The following is a 20,571-nucleotide window of genomic DNA, read 5'->3' on the forward strand; positions in this document are numbered from 1 at the left end:
TACCGCCGGGTACAGTCACGCCACTGCTTCCCCCTCTGGGGGCCCCTCCCCCAGGGCGCCCAGACCCAGGTCCTGTTGCCGAGGCGAGAGAGAAGTTGGTGACTGACCAGCACGCCCACGCCGGGTACGCCGGATACGACGGCCATTCCACGGCGGACGCCACCGGTGCCCTCCACACCGGTCCGCTCCTCGGTGATCTCTCCGGCGGCTACGACGCGGCCCACACCGGCACGTACGACACGGGCCAGTGGAACGCCTACGGCGCGCAGCAGTACCAGCACTCCTACGACACCACCGGTCAGTGGACGATCCCGACGCAGTCGGGCGCCCCCGACGTGACCGGGCAGTGGGACGCCGGCGCCTGGAACCAGGCCCAGCAGACGGGGCAGTTCGAGACCACCGCGTTCGCCTACGACGCCGCGTACGACACGACCGGGCAGTGGTCCGTGCCCGGCGCCGGGTACGCGAGCGGGACGTACGGCGACGCCTCGACGTACGACGAGACCGGTACGTACAGCACGGCCGCCTGGAACACCGGGGCGGCGGCCACCATGGCGACCGCCGTGGCCGAGCACCCGTCGCACGACCTCGCCGGGCACGACCTCGGCGGACACGAGCACTCCGCACACGGCCTCTCCGCGCACGAATCCGCCGCGCACGGCCTCGCCCCGCACGAGCAGACTCCGGAGCATCCGGAGAAGCCGGTGGAGAGCACCGCCCAGTTCCCCGCGCTCGACCTCGACTCCGAGGAGTTCGGGGACTTCGCCTCGGCGGACCTCGGTGCGGCCGAGGCGTTCGAGCCGGCGGACCGGGGTGACGACCCGCGCCCCGAGGGCGGGTTGGAGGCCGTGGGCGCCGGGGCCGCGCCCGCCCCGCTCTCCCGTCGCTCCGCCGCGAGCGGCCGCAGCCGTCGGCGCAGCCCCGCCAAGCGGTCCGCGCTGCTGACCGTCGCGGTGCCGTCGGTGTGCGTGATGGGGGTCGCCGGAGTCGCGGCGGCGTCCGTGAGCGGGCTCGGCGGCGAGAGCAAGGACGACGCCACGGCCGTGACCGCGTCCGACCCGTCGTCGGTCAAGCCGGTCGCCGCCAACAGCAAGCTGGACACCCAGCTCGCCAACCTGAGCGCGGAAGCGGGCAACTTCGCCGACCGCGCCAGCCGTACGCAGGAACGTATCGACCTCAAGGCCCGCCAGGACGCCGAGAAGCAGCGCAAGGCGGACGCGGCGGCGCGCAAGGAGGCCGCGCGCCCCAAGTTCGTGCTGCCGGTGACGCAGAAGGGGCTCAGCGCCTACTTCGGCCAGGGCGGCGCCCACTGGATGTCGGTGCACACCGGCATCGACTTCCCGGTCGACCGGGGCACCCCGGTGATGTCCGCGATCGACGGCACCATCCGTACGCAGTGGAACGACGCGTACGGCAACATGGCGATAGTGACCGGCGCCGACGGCACCGAGACCTGGTACTGCCACCTCTCGACCACCAAGCTGCGCTCGGGCCCGGTCAAGGCCGGTGAGGTCATCGCGTACTCCGGCGACTCGGGCAACTCCACCGGCCCGCACCTGCACTTCGAGGTGCGGCCGGGCGGCGGGTCGCCGATAGACCCGCTGCCGTGGCTGCGCAGCCACGGGCTCGACCCGACCTAGGGCACGGACCGCCCGGCACAGAAGAAACGATGTGCGTACGCTCCCGCCGGACCCCTCTGGGGGGTCCGGCGGGAGCGCGCTCGTTCCCGGGGCCTCTCCCCTAGAGCTTCTCCACCGGCGCGTACCGCAGGAGGAGCTTCTTGGGGCGTTCGTCGCCGAAGTCGATCGTCGCCTGGGCGTCCGAACCCGAGCCGGTCACCGACATCACCGTGCCCAGGCCGAACTGGTCGTGGGTGACGCGGTCGCCCACCGACAGCGCGATCACCGGCTTGTCGCCGGTGCGCCGGGTGGCGAAGCCCGAGGGGCCCGAGCGCGCCCGCGAGGAGGACAGCCCGCCGCCCAGGCCCTTGCCCGAGACCGGACCGGCCGGAGCCGCCATCGGGCCCGTCCGCTTCCACTCCAGGTGCTGGACCGGGATCTCCTCCAGGAAGCGGGACGGCGGGTTGTAGGAGGGCTGGCCCCAGGCGCTGCGCATGGAGGAGCGCGTCAGATACAGCCGCTCGCGGGCGCGGGTGATGCCCACGTACGCCAGGCGGCGCTCCTCCTCCAGCTCCTTGACCTGGCCGAGCGCGCGCATGTGCGGGAAGACGCCGTCCTCCAGACCGGTCAGGAACACCACCGGGAACTCCAGGCCCTTGGCGGTGTGCAGGGTCATCAGCGTGATGACGCCGGCGCCCTCCTCGTCCTCGTCGGGGATCTGGTCCGAGTCGGCGACGAGGGCCACCTGCTCCAGGAACTCGGCGAGCGTCGGCGTGGGAGCGGCTGCCCCGTCGCCGTCCTCGGCCTCGCCCCGGGCCTGCTCGAACTCCAGGGCCACGGCGGCGAGTTCCTGGAGGTTCTCGATGCGGGTCTCGTCCTGGGGGTCGGTGGACGCCTGCAACTCGGCCAGGTAGCCGGTCTGTTCGAGGATCGCCTCCAGGACCACGGCGGGGCCCGCGCCCGAGTCGACGACGGTGCGCAGGTCGTCCATGAGCTGGTTGAAGCGCTTGACCGCGTTGGCCGAGCGGGCCGCCATGCCGTACGCCTCGTCGACGCGGCGCAGCGCCTGCGGGAAGGTGATCTTCTCGCGCAGCGAGAGCGCGTCGATCATCGCCTCGGCGCGGTCGCCGATGCCTCGCTTGGGCACGTTGAGGATGCGGCGCAGCGGCACCGCGTCCTCCGGGTTGGCCAGGACGCGCAGATAGGCCAGGACGTCCCGGACCTCCTTGCGCTCGTAGAAGCGCACCCCGCCGACGACCTTGTACGGCAGGCCGACCCGGATGAAGATCTCCTCGAAGACACGGGACTGGGCGTTGGTGCGGTAGAAGATCGCCACGTCGCCGGCCTTGGCGTCGCCCGCGTCCGTGAGCCGGTCGATCTCGTCGGCGACGAACTGCGCCTCGTCGTGCTCGGTGTCCGCGACGTAGCCGGTGATGCGCGCGCCCTCGCCCGCGTCCGTCCACAGGTTCTTGGGGCGGCGGCTCTCGTTGCGCTCGATCACCGCGTTGGCGGCGGAGAGGATCGTCTGCGTGGAGCGGTAGTTCTGCTCCAGCATGATCGTCTTCGCGTCCGGATAGTCCTCCTCGAACTGGAGGATGTTGCGGATGGTCGCGCCCCGGAAGGCGTAGATCGACTGGTCGGCGTCACCGACCACGCACAGCTCGCCCGGCGCCTCGTCCTGCCCGGCCGGGCCCACCAGCTCGCGCACCAGCGTGTACTGCGCGTGGTTGGTGTCCTGGTACTCGTCGACCATCACATGGCGGAAGCGGCGGCGGTAGTGCTCGGCGACGTCCGGGAACGCCTGGAGCAGGTGGACCGTCGTCATGATGATGTCGTCGAAGTCCAGCGCGTTGGCCTCGCGCAGCCGCGCCTGGTACATCGCGTACGCCTGGGCCAGGGTCTTCTCGAAGCCGTCGGCGGCCTGGCCGGCGAAGGTCTCCTCGTCTATCAGCTCGTTCTTCAGGTTGGAGATCTTGGCGCTGAAGGACTTCGGCGGATAGCGCTTGGGGTCGAAGTCGAGGTCGCGGCAGACCAGGGCCATCAGCCGCTTGGAGTCGGCCGCGTCGTAGATCGAGAACGACGAGGTGAAGCCGAGCTTCTTGGACTCGCGGCGCAGGATCCGGACACAGGCGCTGTGGAAGGTCATCACCCACATCGCGTGCGCGCGCGGGCCGACCAGCTGCTCGACGCGCTCCTTCATCTCGCCCGCGGCCTTGTTGGTGAAGGTGATCGCGAGGATCTGGCCGGGGTGGACGCCGCGGGTGGCCAGCAGATGGGCGATGCGGTGGGTGAGCACCCGGGTCTTGCCGGAGCCCGCGCCGGCCACGATGAGCAGCGGGGAGCCCGCGTGGACCACGGCCGCCCGCTGGTTCTCGTTCAGCCCCTCCAGGAGGGTCGCCGGGTCGACCACCGGGCGCGGGGCGCCGTCCCGGTAGTACGCGTCGTGGCTCGGGGGCGCGTCGAAACGGCCCTGGAAGAGGTCGTCCGGCACCTCCTCGCGGACCGGGCCGTCCTCGGGCGGCGGCGGGTGCTCCTCCTCCGAGGGCTGGAGGTCCGCCAGGAAGCTGTCGTCAAAGAGGCTGCTCATCGTCTCCCGAGTCTAGGACCCCGGTCCGACACCGCGCTGCCGCCTCCGGAGAGAGGGCCCGGCGATTACGCAGCGTGAAGGTCACGGGAATGTATCGGGCCTGTCCGACATCAACCTTCCCAGCCGTCCCGGGAGTTGGCTAGCGTGCCGCCTCAACCGGGGAACGCCACCGTCCGGGGACCGCCCCCGTCCGGAACGATCCGGAAGGAGGTGTCGGCCTTGCCCTCCCACCGCAAGCCGCGCACCCGCATCCGTACGACCGCGCCCGCCGTGGGCATCACCACGGCCGCGCTCGCCTCGATGGGCCTGCTGGCCCAGAGCGCGGACGCCGCGCCCGGACGGCCCGGCCCGACCGTCGAGGACGTCCAGCGCAAGGTCGACGACCTGTACCGGCAGGCGGGCGGCGCCACCGAGCGGTACAACCGGGCCAAGGAGTCCACCGAGCGCGAGCGCACCCGGGCCGACGGCCTGCTGGACGAGGTCGCCCGGGGGACGGCCCGGCTCAACGACACCCGCCGGACGCTCGGGAACTACGCGGCCGAGCAGTACCGCACCGGCGGCATGGCCTCCACCGTGACGCTGCTGACGGCGGACGACCCGCAGACGTTCTTCGACCGCGACCACCTGATGAAGCGGCTGACCGGCCGCGAGGAGCGGGCGCTGCGGGACTTCGAGACCGAGCGCGCGGCCAACGCCGCCAGGCGCGCCGAGGCGACCCGGAGCCTCGCCCGGCTGACCGCCTCGCAGGAGGCGCTGCGCACCGGCAAGCGGGACGTCCAGGCGAAGCTGGCCGCCGCGCGGTCGCTGCTCGACCGGCTGACCGCGCGGGAGAAGGCGCGGCTGGCGGAGCTGGAGCGGAAGAAGGAGGCCGAGGCCCGGCGCAGGGCCGAGGAGCTGGCGGCGCGGCAGGCGGCGGCGAAGAAGGCCGCGGCGCGGGCGGCGGCCGACGCGGCGGCGCGGACCGGATCCGGTACGGGTGGATCCGGTACGGGTGGATCCGGTACGGGTGGATCCGGTACGGGCTCGTCGACCACCCCGCCCGCCCCCGCCCCCACCGGCACGGCCGAGGCGTCGAAGGCCCTGGCGTTCGCGCGGGCCCAGCTCGGCAAGCCGTACGTGTGGGGCGCGACCGGGCCGTCCTCGTACGACTGCTCCGGCCTCACCCAGGCCGCCTGGAGGGCCGCCGGGGTGGATCTGCCGCGGACCACCTGGGACCAGGCCAAGACCGGCACCCCGGTCGCCACGGCCGATCTGCGCCCCGGTGACCTGGTGTTCTTCTACGACGACATCAGCCATGTCGGGGTGTACGTCGGCGACGGCATGATGATCCACGCGCCGAAGCCGGGCGCGTACGTGCGCGAGGAGTCGATCTACTCCATGCCGATCCACGGGAGCGTGCGGCCGGGCTGACTCCCCGGCCGGGCGCGGCTCAGGTCCACAGGGTGGCGATGAAGATGTTCGCGACCGTCAGCCCGCCGACCGCGCCGAACAGGGCCTTCTCGACCTTCTCGTCGTCGCGCTTGACGTAGACCAGGCCGAGCACGACCACCAGGACGGCCAGCTTGAGGCCGATCTTGGCGGTGTTCACGGAGTTGTCGTCGGCCTGGTTCAGGCCGACCAGGGCGACGCCGGTGACCAGCATGGTCAGCGCGCCGTGCAGCATCGCGGGCACGAACCGGGCGGTCCCCGCACCCATCGCCTTCATCTGCGTCAGGAAGCCGCCGAGCAGCGAGGCGATGCCGATGATGTGCAGGGCGACGAAGACATTGATGAGTACGTCCATGGTGTCGGAGCCTAGCCACCGCGCCGGACGGGCCGGCAGGCAGGTCGTCCCGTCCGCCCGACGGGCCCCGGACGGCCCCTAGCACGCTCGGGAGGGCCGCCGGGTCTCCTCCGTCTCCTCGGTCACAGCCGCACGGCGAAAGCGTGCGGGTTCATCGGCGTACCGGTCACCTCCGGTCGCACAGTCGCCGGATGTGAGCACTTCTCATCAGTTCATCGCTCGACCGTGTCACTCAGGTTTAGCGTCCTCCCCCAGGTGACCGACTCCCCACCGCCGCCCCCCACGGGGCGGTCATCGGTCACCACGCCGAGAGATCCGGCGGCGGGCCGTCCCCCCTGTGCGGTCCGTCGCCGGATGCGAACGGAAGGACGTGAAGGCCCCCGTGGCTGCACATCGAAAGCCCAGGCAGCATCCGCTCACCGGCCCCGCCGCCCGCACGGCGGCGACGCTGGCGCTGGCCGGAGCCGCCACCGCCACCGCCTTCGAGGGGACCGGCCACGCCGAGCCCCGGCTGACCCCGGCCCAGGTCAAGGCCAAGGTGGACAGCCTGTACCGCGACGCCGAGGTGGCCACCGAGGCGTACGACGGCACGAAGGAGAAGGCCGACGCCACCCAGAAGTCGGTGGCCGCGCTGCAGGACGAGACGGCCCGCAAGACCGACCGGCTCAACCTCGCCCGCAACGCGCTGGGCTCCATCGCCACCGCGCAGTACCGCACCGGCGGGGTCGCCCCCACGCTCCAGCTGATGCTCTCCTCCGACCCGCAGCGGTTCCTGGACGACGCTGCCTTCCAGGAGCGCGCGGGAGACCGTACGGCGAACGCGGTGGCCGGGGTGCGCACACAGCTCGCCGAGCTCAAGCGGCTGCACACCGCCGCCGACGGCCGCCTCGCCGAGCTGCGCGGGCAGCAGGCCGAGCTCAAGCGGCAGAAGGAGACCATCCAGTCGAAGATCGACTCGGCACGGGCGCTGCTCACCCGGCTCACCGCCGACCAGCGGGCCGCGTACGAGGACCAGGACGGCGGCGGCCGGGCCGACTCCTCCGCCGCCAGCCGGGGCGACCGCTCCCCGGCCCCCGCGCCCTCCTCCGACGGGCTGCTCCCGGCCCCGAGCGGCCGTGCCGCCGCTGCCGTGGCGTACGCGTACGCGGCGCTCGGCAAGCCGTACGTGTGGGGCGCGACCGGGCCGTCCTCGTACGACTGCTCCGGCCTCACCCAGGCCGCCTGGAACGCGGCGGGCGTCTCGCTGCCCCGGACCACCTACACCCAGATCAACTCCGGCACCCGGGTCTCCCGCTCCCAGCTGGCCCCCGGTGACCTGGTGTTCTTCTACTCGGGGATCAGCCACGTCGGGCTCTACATCGGCGGCGGCCAGATGATCCACGCGCCGCACCCGGGAGCGCCGGTGCGGATCGCGCCGATCGACCAGATGCCCTTCGCGGGGGCGACCCGGCCCGCGTGAGGTGCGGCGCGGAGCAGCCGCCGTACGCCGTGGGCCCTCGGCCGTACGCCGTGGACCGAACGCCGTGGGCCGCCAGTCAGACGCCGTTGGCCGGGGTGACCTTGCCGCCCTGGCCCAGCTCCTTGGTGAGCCAGCGGAACACGTCGGGCACCTGGCGCTCCCAGACGCTGCTGCGGTGGCCGCCGCCGCTGAGCCGGACCACGTGGACGGTGGTCGGGGCCTTGGCGGCCTTGCGCAGCGCCACCCCGTCGTTGTAGCCGTCGCCCGCCTCGCCGGAGACGAACAGCGAGGTCAGCGGCGGGGTCTTGGCGTTCTTGAGGATCCACAGCGGGTTCGACTCACGGCGCAGGGTCGGGTCGTGCGCGGTGATCGAGGCGCCCTCGGCGGCCGGGTCGTTGTAGCCGGAGAGGTCGACTCCGGCGCGGTAGCGGTCGGGGTGCGAGACGGCGAGCCGGGCGGCGCAGTGGCCGCCCGCCGAGTACCCGGCGACGGCCCAGCCCTCCGGCCCGGTGGCGGCCCGGAAGTTGTCGGTGACCATCTTGCGCACGTCGACGCTGATCCAGGTGTCGGCGTTGACGATGCCCGGCACGTTGGCGCAGCCGGTGTCACGGCCGTCCAGCAGCGTGGTGCGCGGCGAGACCAGGATGAACGGCGCGACCTCGCCCCGCTCCATCATCGGCTTCAGCTGCCGCTGGGTGTGCAGCGAGCCGAACCAGGCGCCGATCGACCCCGGGTAGCCGGGCAGCAGCTCGACCACGGGGAAGGTCTTGTCCTTGTACGCGGGGTCGTTGTACTGCGGCGGGAGCCAGACCGCGACATCGCCCTCCACCCCGGAGATCGCGCCCCGGAGCGTGGTCTTCATGACGCCGTCGCCGACCTTGCCCTTGTACTCCTTGAAGTGCTGCTTGACCTTGGGCGCGGAGGCCGCCTTCTTGCCGCCGGTGCCGTCGGGGCCGAGGTCGGGGGCGGCGGTGACGTGGTTGCCGGTGCCGAGCAGGTCGTCCCAGTTGTCGTAGAGCCCGTTGGCGTTGTTGACCATCACGAAGACCACCAGGACGGCGGTGAACTGCGCGAACACCAGCATGGACAGCCGTGCGGCCCCGCGCACCACGGCCGGGCCGCGGACCTTGCTCCACAGGAACAGGGGCAGCAGCAGGGCCGCCGCCGCCACGACGACGGCGGTCAGCAGGAAGGGGGTACCGGTCAGGCTCATCACGCACGGGAAGAGCCGGTTGAGTGAACCGGAGTTGCCCCGCTTTGCGAGGGCTTTACCCTTCGGGTACTTGCCCCGCACTCCACGGGCCCGCCGACCACCCCGCTCAGCCAGCGGAACACCTGCGGCACCAGGGGCCGCCAGGTGGTGAGGCGGTGGCCGCCGGAGGTCCGGACGACGGTGACGGCGGTCGGCGCGTGCGCGGCGGCCCGCAGCGCGAGCCCGTCGTCGTAGCCGTCCTTGGGCTCGCCGGTGAGATAGAGCGAGGTGAGCGGCGGGCGCCTGGCGTGGCGGAGCATCCACAGCGGGTCGGTGGCGCGCCGCAGCGCCGGGTCGTGGGCGGTGATCGAGTCGGGCTCGGCGGCCGGGTCGTTGTAGCCGGAGAGGCCGACGCCCGCGCGGTAGCGGTCCGGGTGCGCGACGGCGAGCCGGGCGGCGCAGTGGCCGCCGGCCGAGAACCCGGCGACGGCCCAGCCCGCCGCGTCCTTGCGGGCCCGGAAGCTGTCGGTCACCGCCTTGCGCACGTCCACGCTCAGCCAGCTGTCGGCGTCGACCACGCCCGGTACGTTGGCGCAGCCCGTGTCCTTGCCGGGCAGCAGCGTGGTGCGCGGCGAGACCAGGATGAACGGGGTGACCTCGCCCCGCTCCATCATCGGCTTGAGCTGCGTCTGCGCGTCGAGGCTGTTCCACCAGTCCCGGGCCGAGCCCGGGTACCCGGCGAGCAGCTCGACGACCGGGAAGCGCTTGTCGCGGTAGGCGGGGGCGCCGTACTGCGGCGGCAGCCACACGTACACCTCGCCCTCGGCGCCCGACACCCGCCCCTTGAGGTGGGCGAGCCGCAGCCCCGGTCCGAGGTCGGGGTCGCCGGTGACGTCGGCGAACGACTGCGGCACGGGCGGCGAGTCCCCCATGTTCCGCCCGCCCGTCCCGTCGGCGCCCAGGTCCGGGGCGGCGGTGACATGACTCTCGGTGCCGAGCAGATCGCCCCAGCTGTCGTACAGCCCGTACTGGTCGTTGACGGCCACGAACACCGCGAGGACGGCGCTGACCTGCGCCACGACAACCATCCCGAGCCGCACCCCACCCCGCACGACCCGATGCCCCCGCACCCGCCCCCACCACACGAGCGGAACGACCACGGCGAGCACGACCGCGCCCCACACGAAGAGGAGGACAGGGGTTCCGGTCAGGCTGGTCACGTGGGAGGAGAGGGTGAGGGGGGTGTCCTGGTTGACTGGTTTGCCGGGTTTTTACGTGCGCGGGCTCGCGGGCGGGGAGCAGTGGAGGGCGCCCGTCACCACAGCGGTGAACCTGGTGAGGAGCTCCTTCGCCGGCAGCAGGCCCGCCGCCTTCCGCTCGGCCGGGTCCCACGGGTAGGCGTTGTCGTCCACGGTGACGAAGACCGGCCCGCCCGGGCAGTCGAGCCTGGTCGCCCCGGCGGCGGGCAGCCCTTGGGACAGCAGAGGATCCCGCACCGCCGCGAAGCGGGCGTACGGCCCGTGCTGGTCGTCGGCGAACGCGAGGTCGCATATCCATGCCTTGCCGAGCTCGCCGGTGAACCCGGCGCGAGTGGCACGGCCGCCTTGGCCGGTCACCGCAGGGATGGTGAAGCCCGGCAGGTCACAGACCTGCGCGAACCCGGCCGATGAGGTCCGGGGACGGGCGAGTTCGGCCCGGCTTCCCTTGGTCTGGCAGCCCGCGTCGGCGGCCGTGGACTCGGCGGCGGCGGTGAGCAGCCTCGCGAGTGCCCCTTCGTCGGCCGCGCCACCCGACACGGAGGCCACCACCGCGACCTTGGCGTCCGTCCCGTCGCTCGGCACACCCTGTGGAACGCGGCAGCCGGAGGGCAGCACGGCCCAGCCTCCCCGCCCGTCGGCACCCCCGGCCACCGGGCCGGTGAACAGGCGCAGAGTGGACGACGCCGCCCACTCCCCCATGGCGAAGGGGTACTTGGCGGGCTCGGCGGCCACCCGGACCGTGACCGTCGACTCACCGCCGACGAGCAGGCCCGACCTCTTCACCGTGCACACCGTGTCCGTACCGGAGGCCGACAGCCGGCCGGAGCCGTCGAGCACGTCCTCGACGTCGGAGGACTTCAGCCAGCCTCCGCACAGCCGGTCCGCCCCGAACACATTGGTGTTGAAGCCGATGTGGAGTCCGCCCAGCACCAGCGCGACCAGCGCCACGCCCCACACCCATTTCATCCCGGTCGTACCTGGGACCATCCGGATGGCCATCGGCTACTCCCAACCCAGGTAGGCGGCGGCGTCCGCCCTCGACGAGGTGTAGGACTGCTTGGCCTCGCGACGCATCGCCTGCCACGCGTCCCAGTTCGGGTCGCCCTTGGTGTTCGTCTCGTCGTTGACGTCCACGTGGTGGTCCCTGGCCCAGCAGTCGATGTACGAGTAGGTCCCGGTGATGCCCGACGAGTACTGGTGGGTGTTCATCTCCTGCGCCTTGGCCTGGGCGGTCGCGATGACGTCCTTCGACCACTCGTAGGTGGCCGCGTCGATGAGGCGCTGCGTCGTGTCGCCGAGGTAGGGAAGACCGGTCACCGGGGCGCCCGCGAAGTGGTAGGCGTACTTGGCCATGTCATTGGCCGCCTGGATCTTGCCGCTGCGCTCGTCGAAGATGACGTCGGATCCGATGGAGTTCATCGCGCCCATCACCGAGCCCATCTCGCTCGCCGGGTTCTTCCAGCGCTCGTAGCCCTCACCTCCCGTGTGCGGGGCGTTGGCCAACTGGTCCATCGCGTACTGCTGCTGGGTGTCGTAGAGCAGCGAGAACGTCTGGGAGTCCGACGAGGCGCCGCGCATCACCCGCATCAGGGTGCCCTTGCTGACCGTGATCCCCGCGTCGTCGCCCTGGGTCCAGATGCCGTCGAGACCGCCCGGGCTGCCGTACTTCGAGCCGCTCTCGGCCAGGATGTGATGCGTGTCCTGCACGTAGTCGGCCAAGGCATGGCCGAGACTCTTCTGCATGTCGGCGTCGATCTTCTCGCCGCCGAGGCCCGCGTCGAGCGTCTTCAGCATGTCCTGCATGACCCGCGCCTGGGGCGCGGAGTGCGGGCCGGGCCGGTCGCCGCGCTCACCGTCCTGCAGGGGCGGATGGCCGGTGGTGGCCGCTTCCAGCGCCTGGCCGAGGCCCGCGCGGCTGGTCGGGTTGTCGTAGTCCACCGGCGCCGCGACACCCGTGGTGTACGAGTGGTTCGGCCAGTGGCGGGCGCCGTCGCCGCTGCCCACCAGGTATTTGAGGTGGTCGTTGTTCACGTGGTCGGCGCCCGTGCCGTTGCCGGCCGGGTCGAAGAACGCGGTGGCCGCGTCCGGGTTCTTGCTCATCACGCCGAGCAGCGTGTCGACCGGGTCCGGCTCGATGCCCTTGTAGTCCGCGCCCCACACCTTGAAGACGTTCTGGTCCTTCTTCTCGGCGGCGATCATCTGGTCGGCCAGCGCGTACAGGAACTGGTCGTCGTAGGGGGCGTCCGCATGGCCCATGAGGCTGGCCAGCACCTGGTAGCCGTGCAGCGGCCTCAGATCGTCCCCGTAGTTGTGGACCCCCGCCTTCTCCATCCCCTCCATCCAGTCCTTGTAGAACTTCCCGTCCGGACTGTTCAGCCACTGCTTGTACTTCTCCGACCCCGGCGGCGCCTCCGCGACCTTGCCCGGGACCGTCGTCGCCGTGGCCAGGGAGTTGGCGAAGCCGCGTTCCAGGGCCGCGTAGTCCTTGCCGTGGTCCTTGTCCGAGAGCGCCCAGTCGTTCACGTGCCGGGTGAACTGGATCGCCCCGTCCGGGCCCAGGCTCTGCAGCACGGTCTGGGTGAAGACCTTGTCGTGCTCGTTGTCCCGGAACAGCGACTCGGCCTCGGCCAGCTCCTCCGGGGTCAGCTTGTGGCCGTCGTTGACCTTGTCGGCCAGCTGGATCATCGCCTTGGCCTCGTAGAACTCCACGTCGCCGCTGGCCTTGGCGTTGAAGCTGTTGGGCGCGCCGTCCAGCGGGTCCGTGTCGGCGCCGACCGCCTCCAGGGCGATCTTCACTCCCTGGTCCGCGTCGTTCATGGCGGACACCGCCTGGGCGATGTGCTGCGACCAGGAGCTCTCCACCTGGCGGAAGTCCGGGTCGTGCCGGATCGAGTTGGCCGCCTCCGCGCTGACCTTGCTGAAGTCGAAGGTCGCGCCGCCCGTCTCGGAGACCTTCATCCCCGCCTTGACGGCGTCGTCCCGCGCCGACTCCACGCGCTTCTTCAGGTCCACGAACTGGTCGTGGGCGTCGCGCAGCAGGGACGCGACGGCCTTGGCCTCGGTCTGGGCCGCGACGTACTGCGCGTGCGTGGTCGCGAAGTTGGGCCGCGAGTAGAGCGACGCCTCACCGGTCCAGGTGCCGTTCAGACTGACGCTCTGGACCTGGGCCCCGTACCGCTCCGCCAGCTTCTTGAGCTCGCCCGCCATCTCGTCCCACTTGCCCGCGGCCGTGGAGAGCTGCGAGAAGTCGGTCTTCATGATCAGTTCGTAGGTCAGCATGGCGGGGCTCCTACGGCTGGACCGGCGGCGGCGAGATCTGGTTGAGCGAGGACGGTCTGAGCACACTGAAGTCGTTGCCCACGCCGATGTCGTTGTTCCGGAACAGGTTCGACGTGCCGCGCAGCGCGGCCTTCTCCCCGGCCAGCCGGCCCAGTAACGCGGTGACCGACTTGCCCCAGTTCTCCTGTGCCTTCGTCAGCCCCGCCGCCGCGGCCCAGCCCGCGAGCGCCTTGGCCGCCGTCGCGTTCGTCTCGTCCGTCCAGGCCCCGGCCTTCTTCGTGTTGGGCTCGAAGTCGGTCTCGATGTCATTGGCGGCGGCCGTCTTGCGCGCGGGGCTGGAGTTCAGGTCCTTGTCGCCGCCCGGCGACGGCGGGAACGGCCCGTCGTAGGCCCCGTCCAGCCGCATGCTCCCCGGCTGCCGTGCGGCAGCCGCCTTGCTCGACGCCCACTCCTCGTCAAAGCCCATGGACGGTCCCTCCCCCGTGTCCGACGATCTTTTCGCATCGTAACCACCGTGCAAGGAGCGCACGTCGGGTTTTGACGCCGTCCTGACAAACCTGGTTCCCGAGCCGCCCGGCCCCCGGCCCGACCGCGACCGGAGCCGGGCCCGACCGCGACCGCACCCCCGTGTCGCCCCGGTGTCTCACCCGGCCCGCCCGATCCCCCTCAGACCAGCCGTCGCGCCGTCGCCCACCGCGTCAGCTCGTGCCGGTTGGAGAGCTGGAGCTTGCGCAGGACCGCCGAGACGTGCGACTCCACCGTCTTCACCGAGATGAAGAGCTGCTTGGCGATCTCCTTGTACGCGTAGCCGCGCGCGATCAGCCGCAGCACCTCCCGCTCGCGCTGGGTGAGCCGGTCCAGGTCCTCGTCGACCGGGGGCGCGTCCGTGGACGCGAAGGCGTCCAGGACGAAGCCCGCGAGCCGCGGCGAGAACACCGCGTCGCCGTCCTGCACCCGGAAGATCGAGTCGACCAGATCGGTGCCGGTGATCGTCTTGGTCACATAGCCGCGCGCACCGCCCCGGATCACCCCGATCACGTCCTCCGCCGCGTCCGACACGGACAGCGCGAGGAAGCGCACCGGCCGCTCGGCGTCGGCCATCAACGGGGCCGAGCGCCGCAGGACTTCCACCCCGCCGCCGCCCGGGAGGTGCACGTCGAGCAGCACGACCTCCGGCCGGGTCGCCGTGATCACGGTGATCGCCTGGTCGACGTCGGCGGCCTCGCCCACCACCTCGACACCGGTCTCCTCGGTGCGGCCGATCTCGGCCTGGACCCCGGTGCGGAACATCCGGTGGTCGTCGACCAGGACGACCCGTACCCGCCGCTCGGCGCCGCCCCCGGCTCCCTGGGTCTGCTCCGTCGTCATCCGTCCGCCCTCTCCATCTCCAGCTCGACCTCGGTGCCCCCGCCGGGCACCGGACGCAGCCGCGCCGTTCCACCGTTGCGCTGCATCCGGCCGATGATCGATTCTCGTACGCCCATGCGGTCGTCCGGTACCGCGTCCAGGTCGAAGCCGGGGCCCCGGTCCCGCACCGACACGAAGACCGTGCGGCCCTCGACCTCCGCGTAGACCTGGACGGCGCCGCCCTCGCCACCGTACTTGGCAGCGTTGACCATCGCCTCGCGCGCGGCCTGCATCTGTGCCGACAGCCGGTCGTCGAGCGGGCAGTCGCCCACCACCACGACCTCCAGCGGCACCCCGTGCTTGTCCTCGACCTCGGCGGCGGCCTTCTTCACCGCCTCCGCCAGGGTCTGCGGTTCCTCCTCCTCGTCCTTGCCGCGGCCCTCCGGCTTGTAGAGCCAGGCGCGCAGCTCCCGCTCCTGGGCCCGCGCGAGCCGGCGCACCTCCCCCACGTTCTCCGCGTTGCGCTGGATCAGCGTGAGGGTGTGGAGCACCGAGTCGTGGACGTGGGCGGCCACTTCGGCGCGCTCCTGGGCCCGGATGCGCATCAGCCGCTCCTCGGAGAGGTCCTGGGTCATCCGCACCAGATAGGGGCCCGCCAGCAGGGCTATGCCCGCGATGACGGCGAGCGCGGCCGTGAGCACATTGCCGAGCTGGGCGGCCGAGCCGCGCACCACCACGAACCCCGTGAAGCCCGCGCCGACCAGCGCCACCCCGGCCAGTCCCCGGGCCAGCGGCAGCAGCCTGCTCCGCCGGGCGCCCTCGGTCCAGCGGGCCCGCCGGGCGTTGTCCGCCTGCCGCCACACCAGGATCACACCGGCGCCGACCAGCAGCGTCGGCCAGATGTAGGGACTGGCCCAGCCGCCCACGTCCACCTTGGTGGCGAAGACGGCCGCGCCTATGCACAGCGCGATCAGGGCGACGATCTGGCCTTTGTCCGGCTTGCGCAGCCTGCGCCGGCCGTCCGCGCTGACCTCGAACGCCGAGCGCGGCTCCGCCGTGCCGCCCAGGCCCAGCGGGACCACGAACCAGAACACCGCGTAGAGCAGGGCCCCCAGGCCGTCGACCCCGAACAGGACGAGGAAGACGATCCGCACCCACACCACGGGCAGCCCGAGGTGTCCGGCGAGGCCGCGCGCCACGCCACCGAGCATCCGCCCCTCGGCCGAGCGGTAGAGCTTGCGCACGGGGGGTTCGTCGGCCTCGGGAGGCGCGGTTCGGGAAGCGGCGACTGGCATGCACCGATCGTCACACGTCCGAACGGGTGCGGGCATCAGGGTAAGCCCCGAGGACGTCCCCGATCCGTGATCCCCGCGCGGGGGAGGCCCGCTCCCCCGCGCGAGGGAGACGCCCCGCCGGATCGTCCGGCTCGGTCGGCCGCACCGGGCCGCTCCCCCGCGCGAGGGAGACCCCCTCCCCGTTCCCGGGGAGACCCGCTCCCCCGCCGGTCGGCCCGGTTCCCCCCGTCAGGGGGAGGCCCCGGCCCCCGCATCAGGGCAATCTCAGGGAGAGGCCAGGGTCGGGGCGGGTGCCGGAGGCCCGCGGCGGCCGTCACCATGGACTCATGACTCAGCCGACCGAGACCCCCGTCGCGCCGCCGGACCAGGCGGCCACCGCGCCCCAGCTGCGCCGCAGTGGCCGCAACAAGGTGATCGGCGGCGTGTGCGGCGGGCTCGGGCGGTACTGCGACATCGACCCGGTGATCTTCCGGATCGCGCTGGGCGTGCTGACCGTCATCAGCGGGCTCGGGCTGGTCTTCTACGGCTTCGCGTGGCTGCTGCTGCCGCTGGACGGCGAGGAGGAGAACGAGGGGCGGCGGCTGCTCACCGGGCGGGTGGAGGGCCCCGCGCTGGCGGCGGTGCTGATGGCGCTCGCGGGCTGCGGCATCTTCCTGTCCACGCTGAACAACGGCTCGGTGATGGCCTTCGCGGGCCAGCTGGCCCTGGCGGTGGCGGGCGTGGCCGTCTGGTCCCAGCGCCGCTCGGTCGCGCCCGCCGACGCCGTACCGGACCCGGCGGCCGACGGGACCGCCCCCGGCGCCGCCCCCCAGACCCTGGTCCTCGGGGACGCGCCGCCCGAGACCAAGGCGCCGCCCACCCCGGCCTCGCCCTCCTGGTGGCGCGACCCGATCGTCAAGGACGGCACCACGGGCCCGGTCGGCACCGGCTATCTGTGGGGCGCCGAGGACGCCGACCCGGTGCCGCCCGCCGGAGCCCGCGAGCGGGACCCCAAGGCGGCGGCCCGCGCCGGGAAGGCGGCCGACCGGGCCACCCGGGGGCCGCGGCCGATCGGCGGGCTCGTCTTCCTGCTGGCGCTGCTCGCGGGCGGCATCGCCACCTCGGTGGGCTGGGACCACCGGCCGCTGGGCACCACGCTCCAGATCGGGCTGACCGCCGCGCTGGCCGTGTTCGGCCTGGGCCTGGTGATCAGCGCGTTCGTGGGCCGCACCGGGTTCGGGACGCTGTTCGCGGCGGTGGCGACGGCGGCCCTGCTCGCCGGGGCCTCGGCGCTGCCCAAGACCATCGACACGCACTGGACCAGGACGGACTGGACGCCCACCGCCGTCACCGCCGTACAGCCGTCGTACGCGCTGGGCACCGGTGAGGGCACGCTCGATCTGACCCGGGTCGCGGTGCCCGCCGGGCAGAGCGTGAGCACGCGCGCGGAGGTGGCGGCGGGGCGGCTCAGGGTCGTCGTGCCCGAGGACGTCACGGTGAAGGCGCGCATCAGCGTGGGCCTCGGTGATGTGCAGCTGCCCAGCGAAGCCCCCGAGGACATCGACATCCACCCCGACCAGAAGCGGACCGTGACCCTCTTCCCGCCCGCCGGAGTCACCCCGTCCGGCACCCTCGATCTCGAACTGCACGTCTCGCTCGGTCAGGTGGAGGTGGCCCGTGCCGCGTCATGAGTTCCGGCCCGGACGGCTGGTCGCGGGCACCGCGGCGCTCGTCACCGCCGCCCTCTTCGCGGGCGACGCGGCGGACGCCTGGCACACGCCCTGGTACGTGGTGATCCCGACGATGTGCGCCGGTCTCGCCCTGGCGGGCCTCGCCAGCTGGATCGCCTACGGGGTGCGCAGACGGCGGCGCGCCGCGAGCCAGGCGTCGGCGGAGAGCAGCGGCGTCCCGGCCAGCACCAGCGGCAGCCAGGCCATCAAGTAGGCGAGGTCGTTCCCGTAGTAGTACGGGGTGGTGGCCCAGCTGACGGTCAGCCAGAGGCTGAGCGAGATCAGGGCGCCACCGGCCGCGGCGAGCCGCCCGAAGAGGCCGACGAGGATCCCGAGTCCGACGGCGATCTCGCCGAGGGCGATGGCGTACCCGAAGCCGACCGGGGCCTTGAGGGCGAGGTCGACGAGGGCGGGGATCGCGGCGCTGTCGCGCACCGAGTGCATCAGCTCCCCGATCGAGCCGCTGCCGCTCGCCTTGAGGGTGGTGGTGCCGCCGGTGAGCTTGTCGAACCCGGCGTAGACGAAGGTGACGCCGAGGAAGACGCGCAGCGGCAGCAGCGCGTACTTGCCCGCGGTGGCCCGCAGCCCCGCCGTGGTGGCCGTCCCGCCTCGCGTCCGGGTGAGATTTCCGTGTGCCATCGCCGATCCCGCCTTCCGTGTCCCCTGTCACCAGACCATACGTACGGGAGGTACAGGCGGCTCAACCGGTTCACGTGTCAACTTCCCGTCGCGGCGGGCGGCGGGCGCGGGGGGGGCGAGGTTCCGGCCCTGCGGTCGGCGGGCGCGCGGGCGTCCGGGCGCGGGGCGGGTCAGTCCGTGACGACGTCGATGGCGACCCGGTTGGTCTCGACGCCCGCCGCCGTGACCACCCGCACCTCGACCCGGCCGGGCTCGACGTCCACCGGCACCGGCACGGTGAGCACGGTGTCGCTGGGGTTGGCGAAGCCGCCGGTGACCGGGATCAGCGGGACGTGGACGTGGACCGCCCCGATCCGTACGACCATCCGGGCGAGCCGGTCCGGGGTGCCCGCGCCGGGCGGGACGAACCCGGCGCCCCGGATCTCGATGTCGTCGCCGGTGCGGATCGGCGCGTCCAGGTCGCCCGCCTCGCGCGCCCGGACCACCGAGAGGACCACGGGCCGCCCGCCCTCGGCGTACTTCCCGGCGAGATAGGTGACGGACGAGACCGCCACGAGCAGGGCCAGCGCCCACGGCAGGTCGGGCAGCTGCTCGGGCCGCCGGGCCAGCCGTACGGCGGCGAACAGCACGGCGACGCCGGAGACCAGGACGTACTGCACATCGGCGAAGCTGCCGCGCCCGGCGTCGTCGGTGAGCAGGTCGGCGGCGCGCGGGCGCTCCGCGCGCACCTTCTGCAGCCGCTGCCCCGCCACCCGGACGACCACCACCCGGCGCACCACCACGGCGACCGCGCCGACGAGCGCGACCACCGACAGGAGCCCGTCGCCGCGCGCCAGCCGCAGCCCGGAGATCAGCGCCTCGCGCTCTTCGGCGCCGGACGCCCCGGCCAGCCGCAGCGAGAGGACGAGGACCGCGAAGACGACGAGCAGCAGCCAGGCGGCGGCCACCGCGCGCGAGGTGGAGAGCCGGTTGTCCTCGCCGACCACGGGCGCGAGCAGCCCGCCGCGCGCCCGGTGCAGCCATCCCGCGCCGGTGAGCGCTCCCGCCACGAGGAGCGCGGCCAGCAGTCCGGCGGTCCTGGCGGAGGTCCAGCCGGTGCCGATGGCGGTGGACGCCTCGGCCAGGGCGAGCGTGCCGACGCTCCCCCACACCAGGACGAGGGTGGCCCGCCAGACCGCTGCGGGCCATGCCTGACCGGCCTCCCGGCCGTGTTCGGCGAGGGCCCGGGCGGACTGGGTGAGCTCGTCCGACACCCACTGCCGGGAGGCTCCGGCGGAGTGCGCGACGGCGGCGGGCAGCCCTTCCCCGGCGGCGAAGCCGTCCCGTTTGGCCAGGAACGCCGCCACCGCGCGCCGGTGGCCGTCCCGCGCCCCGGGGCCGCAGTCACCACCGCATTGCCGAGCCTCCTGCACCGCCACGGAATTCTCGCCCTTCGCTCAAGTCATGTCAGCTGACTGCGCATTGTGCCGTACGCGGGGCTCCGCCCGGCGGGCAGGGGGACGCGGCGGGAGTGATTGACGCACCATCAAATTGACGTACTACGACAGGAGTTCGGGCTCCGCGGTGCTGATCTGCCGCCACAGCGGCTGGTAGTTGATCCAGGCGACCAGGTCGCTGCCGAGCTGGTCGCGGGTGAGCACCGCGTCCCGCCGGTCGATCAGCACCGGCTTCCCGGCGGCCCGCGCGGCGAGCTGCACCTGGCTGCACCGCTCCATCGAGATGAACCACCAGGCCGCCGCGTCCACCGAGTCGCCCACCGTCAGCAGCCCGTGGTTGCGCAGCACGACCGCCTTGTACGCGCCGAGCGCCGCGGCGATCCGGCGGCCCTCCTCGGCATCGACGACGACCCCCGTGTACGCGTCGAACAGCGCGTGGTCCTCGAAGAAGGCGCACGCCTCCTGGGTGTACGGCTCGACCAGCTCGCCCAGCGCGGCCAGCGCCCGGCCGTGCAGCGAGTGCGTGTGCGCCACCGCGACGACGTCGGGCCGGGCCCGGTGCACCTCGGCGTGGACCGCGAAGGCCGCCTGGTTGACGTGGTGGCGGCCCCGGACGACCTGGCCCGCCCCGTTCACCAGCACCAGTTCGCCCGCGGTGACCTGGGCGAACGGGATGCCGAACGGGTTCACCCAGTAGCAGTCCTCGAACTCGGGGTCGCGCGCGGTGATGTGCCCGGAGACCCCGTCCTCGTAACCGAACCGGCCGAACAGCCGGAGCGCGCCCGCCAGCCGCTCCTTGCGGTGGCGCCGCTCGTCGGCGGGGTCCTCGTGCACGGGCGGCAGCGAGAACTGGAGCTGGTCCACGGGTATCGGGGCGGGCGCCGCCGGGATCTCGGTCATGGCCGGAAGTTACCGCGTGGTCGCGCAAGTTGACAGGGGCGGGCGCGGGCGCGGAAAGCGGCGCCGC

General features: G+C 72.8%; 17 protein-coding genes. 5 read left to right on the forward strand and 12 right to left on the reverse strand.

Going from position 1 to position 20,571, the window contains the following annotated elements:
* Window positions 1-98: 98 nt before the first annotated feature.
* Window positions 99-1,640 (forward strand): M23 family metallopeptidase, encoded by a 1,542-nt coding sequence (locus AB5J87_RS14060; RefSeq protein ID WP_369376917.1) that lies wholly within the window; start codon window positions 99-101, stop codon window positions 1,638-1,640.
* A gap of 100 nt (window positions 1,641-1,740) precedes the next feature.
* On the opposite strand, the gene pcrA is transcribed toward AB5J87_RS14060, so the two are convergent.
* Window positions 1,741-4,206, reverse strand: coding sequence for a DNA helicase PcrA (gene pcrA / locus AB5J87_RS14065; protein ID WP_369376918.1), 2,466 nt, complete (start codon window positions 4,204-4,206; stop codon window positions 1,741-1,743).
* 219 nt (window positions 4,207-4,425) lie between these two features.
* On the opposite strand from pcrA, the gene AB5J87_RS14070 reads away from it, so the two are divergent.
* Window positions 4,426-5,616 (forward strand): NlpC/P60 family protein, encoded by a 1,191-nt coding sequence (locus tag AB5J87_RS14070; RefSeq protein WP_369376920.1) that lies wholly within the window; start codon window positions 4,426-4,428, stop codon window positions 5,614-5,616.
* Window positions 5,617-5,635: 19 nt separating this feature from the next.
* On the opposite strand, the gene AB5J87_RS14075 is transcribed toward AB5J87_RS14070, so the two are convergent.
* Window positions 5,636-5,989: a hypothetical protein gene (locus tag AB5J87_RS14075; RefSeq protein ID WP_369376922.1), complete on the reverse strand. Its 354-nt coding sequence runs from the start codon at window positions 5,987-5,989 to the stop codon at window positions 5,636-5,638.
* A gap of 382 nt (window positions 5,990-6,371) precedes the next feature.
* On the opposite strand from AB5J87_RS14075, the gene AB5J87_RS14080 reads away from it, so the two are divergent.
* Complete coding sequence (locus AB5J87_RS14080; protein ID WP_369376923.1) at window positions 6,372-7,448, forward strand: NlpC/P60 family protein; 1,077 nt, start codon at window positions 6,372-6,374, stop codon at window positions 7,446-7,448.
* Between the two features lie 76 nt (window positions 7,449-7,524).
* Here the strand turns inward: AB5J87_RS14080 and AB5J87_RS14085 are convergent, their stop codons facing one another.
* The 7 genes from AB5J87_RS14085 to AB5J87_RS14115 form a co-directional block, all read right to left on the reverse strand.
* Window positions 7,525-8,661 carry an alpha/beta hydrolase gene (locus AB5J87_RS14085; protein ID WP_369376925.1) on the reverse strand — a complete coding sequence of 379 codons (1,137 nt, stop codon included), beginning with the start codon at window positions 8,659-8,661 and terminating at the stop codon, window positions 7,525-7,527.
* Entirely contained in the window at window positions 8,661-9,860 is a 1,200-nt protein-coding gene (locus AB5J87_RS14090; RefSeq protein ID WP_369376926.1) for an alpha/beta hydrolase, read from the reverse strand. The genes AB5J87_RS14085 and AB5J87_RS14090 overlap by 1 nt, the downstream gene beginning before the upstream one ends.
* A gap of 51 nt (window positions 9,861-9,911) precedes the next feature.
* Window positions 9,912-10,898: a hypothetical protein gene (locus AB5J87_RS14095; RefSeq protein ID WP_369376928.1), complete on the reverse strand. Its 987-nt coding sequence runs from the start codon at window positions 10,896-10,898 to the stop codon at window positions 9,912-9,914.
* A 3-nt stretch (window positions 10,899-10,901) separates the two neighbouring features.
* Entirely contained in the window at window positions 10,902-13,178 is a 2,277-nt protein-coding gene (locus AB5J87_RS14100) for a hypothetical protein (protein ID WP_369376930.1), read from the reverse strand.
* A gap of 10 nt (window positions 13,179-13,188) precedes the next feature.
* Window positions 13,189-13,644 carry a hypothetical protein gene (locus AB5J87_RS14105; RefSeq protein WP_369376931.1) on the reverse strand — a complete coding sequence of 152 codons (456 nt, stop codon included), beginning with the start codon at window positions 13,642-13,644 and terminating at the stop codon, window positions 13,189-13,191.
* Between the two features lie 200 nt (window positions 13,645-13,844).
* A complete protein-coding gene (locus AB5J87_RS14110) occupies window positions 13,845-14,546 on the reverse strand; it encodes a LuxR C-terminal-related transcriptional regulator (RefSeq protein WP_369376933.1) in 702 nt (233 codons plus the stop codon).
* Window positions 14,543-15,820 carry a PspC domain-containing protein gene (locus AB5J87_RS14115; RefSeq protein ID WP_369376934.1) on the reverse strand — a complete coding sequence of 426 codons (1,278 nt, stop codon included), beginning with the start codon at window positions 15,818-15,820 and terminating at the stop codon, window positions 14,543-14,545. Before AB5J87_RS14115 ends, AB5J87_RS14110 begins: the two co-directional genes overlap by 4 nt.
* Before the next feature lie 326 nt (window positions 15,821-16,146).
* On the opposite strand from AB5J87_RS14115, the gene AB5J87_RS14120 reads away from it, so the two are divergent.
* Together AB5J87_RS14120 and AB5J87_RS14125 are read left to right on the forward strand one after the other, a co-directional pair.
* Window positions 16,147-17,490, forward strand: coding sequence for a PspC domain-containing protein (locus tag AB5J87_RS14120; RefSeq protein WP_369376935.1), 1,344 nt, complete (start codon window positions 16,147-16,149; stop codon window positions 17,488-17,490).
* Window positions 17,477-17,743: a hypothetical protein gene (locus tag AB5J87_RS14125; protein WP_369376936.1), complete on the forward strand. Its 267-nt coding sequence runs from the start codon at window positions 17,477-17,479 to the stop codon at window positions 17,741-17,743. Before AB5J87_RS14120 ends, AB5J87_RS14125 begins: the two co-directional genes overlap by 14 nt.
* Here the strand turns inward: AB5J87_RS14125 and AB5J87_RS14130 are convergent.
* The 3 genes from AB5J87_RS14130 to AB5J87_RS14140 all read right to left on the reverse strand — a co-directional run bounded on the left by AB5J87_RS14130 (window position 17,647) and on the right by AB5J87_RS14140 (window position 20,504).
* On the reverse strand, window positions 17,647-18,168 hold the full coding sequence (locus AB5J87_RS14130) for a DoxX family protein (RefSeq protein WP_369376937.1): 522 nt from the start codon (window positions 18,166-18,168) through the stop codon (window positions 17,647-17,649). The genes AB5J87_RS14125 and AB5J87_RS14130 overlap by 97 nt on opposite strands.
* 170 nt (window positions 18,169-18,338) lie before the next feature.
* Window positions 18,339-19,586 (reverse strand): hypothetical protein, encoded by a 1,248-nt coding sequence (locus tag AB5J87_RS14135; RefSeq protein ID WP_369376938.1) that lies wholly within the window; start codon window positions 19,584-19,586, stop codon window positions 18,339-18,341.
* Window positions 19,587-19,706: 120 nt separating this feature from the next.
* Window positions 19,707-20,504, reverse strand: a complete 798-nt coding sequence (locus tag AB5J87_RS14140; RefSeq protein WP_369376939.1) for a class II aldolase/adducin family protein — start codon at window positions 20,502-20,504, stop codon at window positions 19,707-19,709.
* Window positions 20,505-20,571: the final 67 nt, after the last annotated feature.

The sequence above is a fragment of the Streptomyces sp. cg36 genome (genome assembly GCF_041080675.1).
Lineage (GTDB): Bacteria > Actinomycetota > Actinomycetes > Streptomycetales > Streptomycetaceae > Streptomyces.

Coding starts and splice junctions, on each gene's coding strand:
- AB5J87_RS14085 (WP_369376925.1), bottom strand. CDS start 8,661: ATGAGCCTGACCGGTACCCCCTTCCTGCTGACCGCCGTCGTCGTGGCG.
- AB5J87_RS14100 (WP_369376930.1), bottom strand. CDS start 13,178: ATGCTGACCTACGAACTGATCATGAAGACCGACTTCTCGCAGCTCTCC.
- AB5J87_RS14110 (WP_369376933.1), bottom strand. CDS start 14,546: ATGACGACGGAGCAGACCCAGGGAGCCGGGGGCGGCGCCGAGCGGCGG.
- AB5J87_RS14095 (WP_369376928.1), bottom strand. CDS start 10,898: ATGGCCATCCGGATGGTCCCAGGTACGACCGGGATGAAATGGGTGTGG.
- AB5J87_RS14075 (WP_369376922.1), bottom strand. CDS start 5,989: ATGGACGTACTCATCAATGTCTTCGTCGCCCTGCACATCATCGGCATC.
- pcrA (WP_369376918.1), bottom strand. CDS start 4,206: ATGAGCAGCCTCTTTGACGACAGCTTCCTGGCGGACCTCCAGCCCTCG.
- AB5J87_RS14105 (WP_369376931.1), bottom strand. CDS start 13,644: ATGGGCTTTGACGAGGAGTGGGCGTCGAGCAAGGCGGCTGCCGCACGG.
- AB5J87_RS14115 (WP_369376934.1), bottom strand. CDS start 15,820: ATGCCAGTCGCCGCTTCCCGAACCGCGCCTCCCGAGGCCGACGAACCC.
- AB5J87_RS14140 (WP_369376939.1), bottom strand. CDS start 20,504: ATGACCGAGATCCCGGCGGCGCCCGCCCCGATACCCGTGGACCAGCTC.
- AB5J87_RS14120 (WP_369376935.1), top strand. CDS start 16,147: ATGACTCAGCCGACCGAGACCCCCGTCGCGCCGCCGGACCAGGCGGCC.
- AB5J87_RS14130 (WP_369376937.1), bottom strand. CDS start 18,168: ATGGCACACGGAAATCTCACCCGGACGCGAGGCGGGACGGCCACCACG.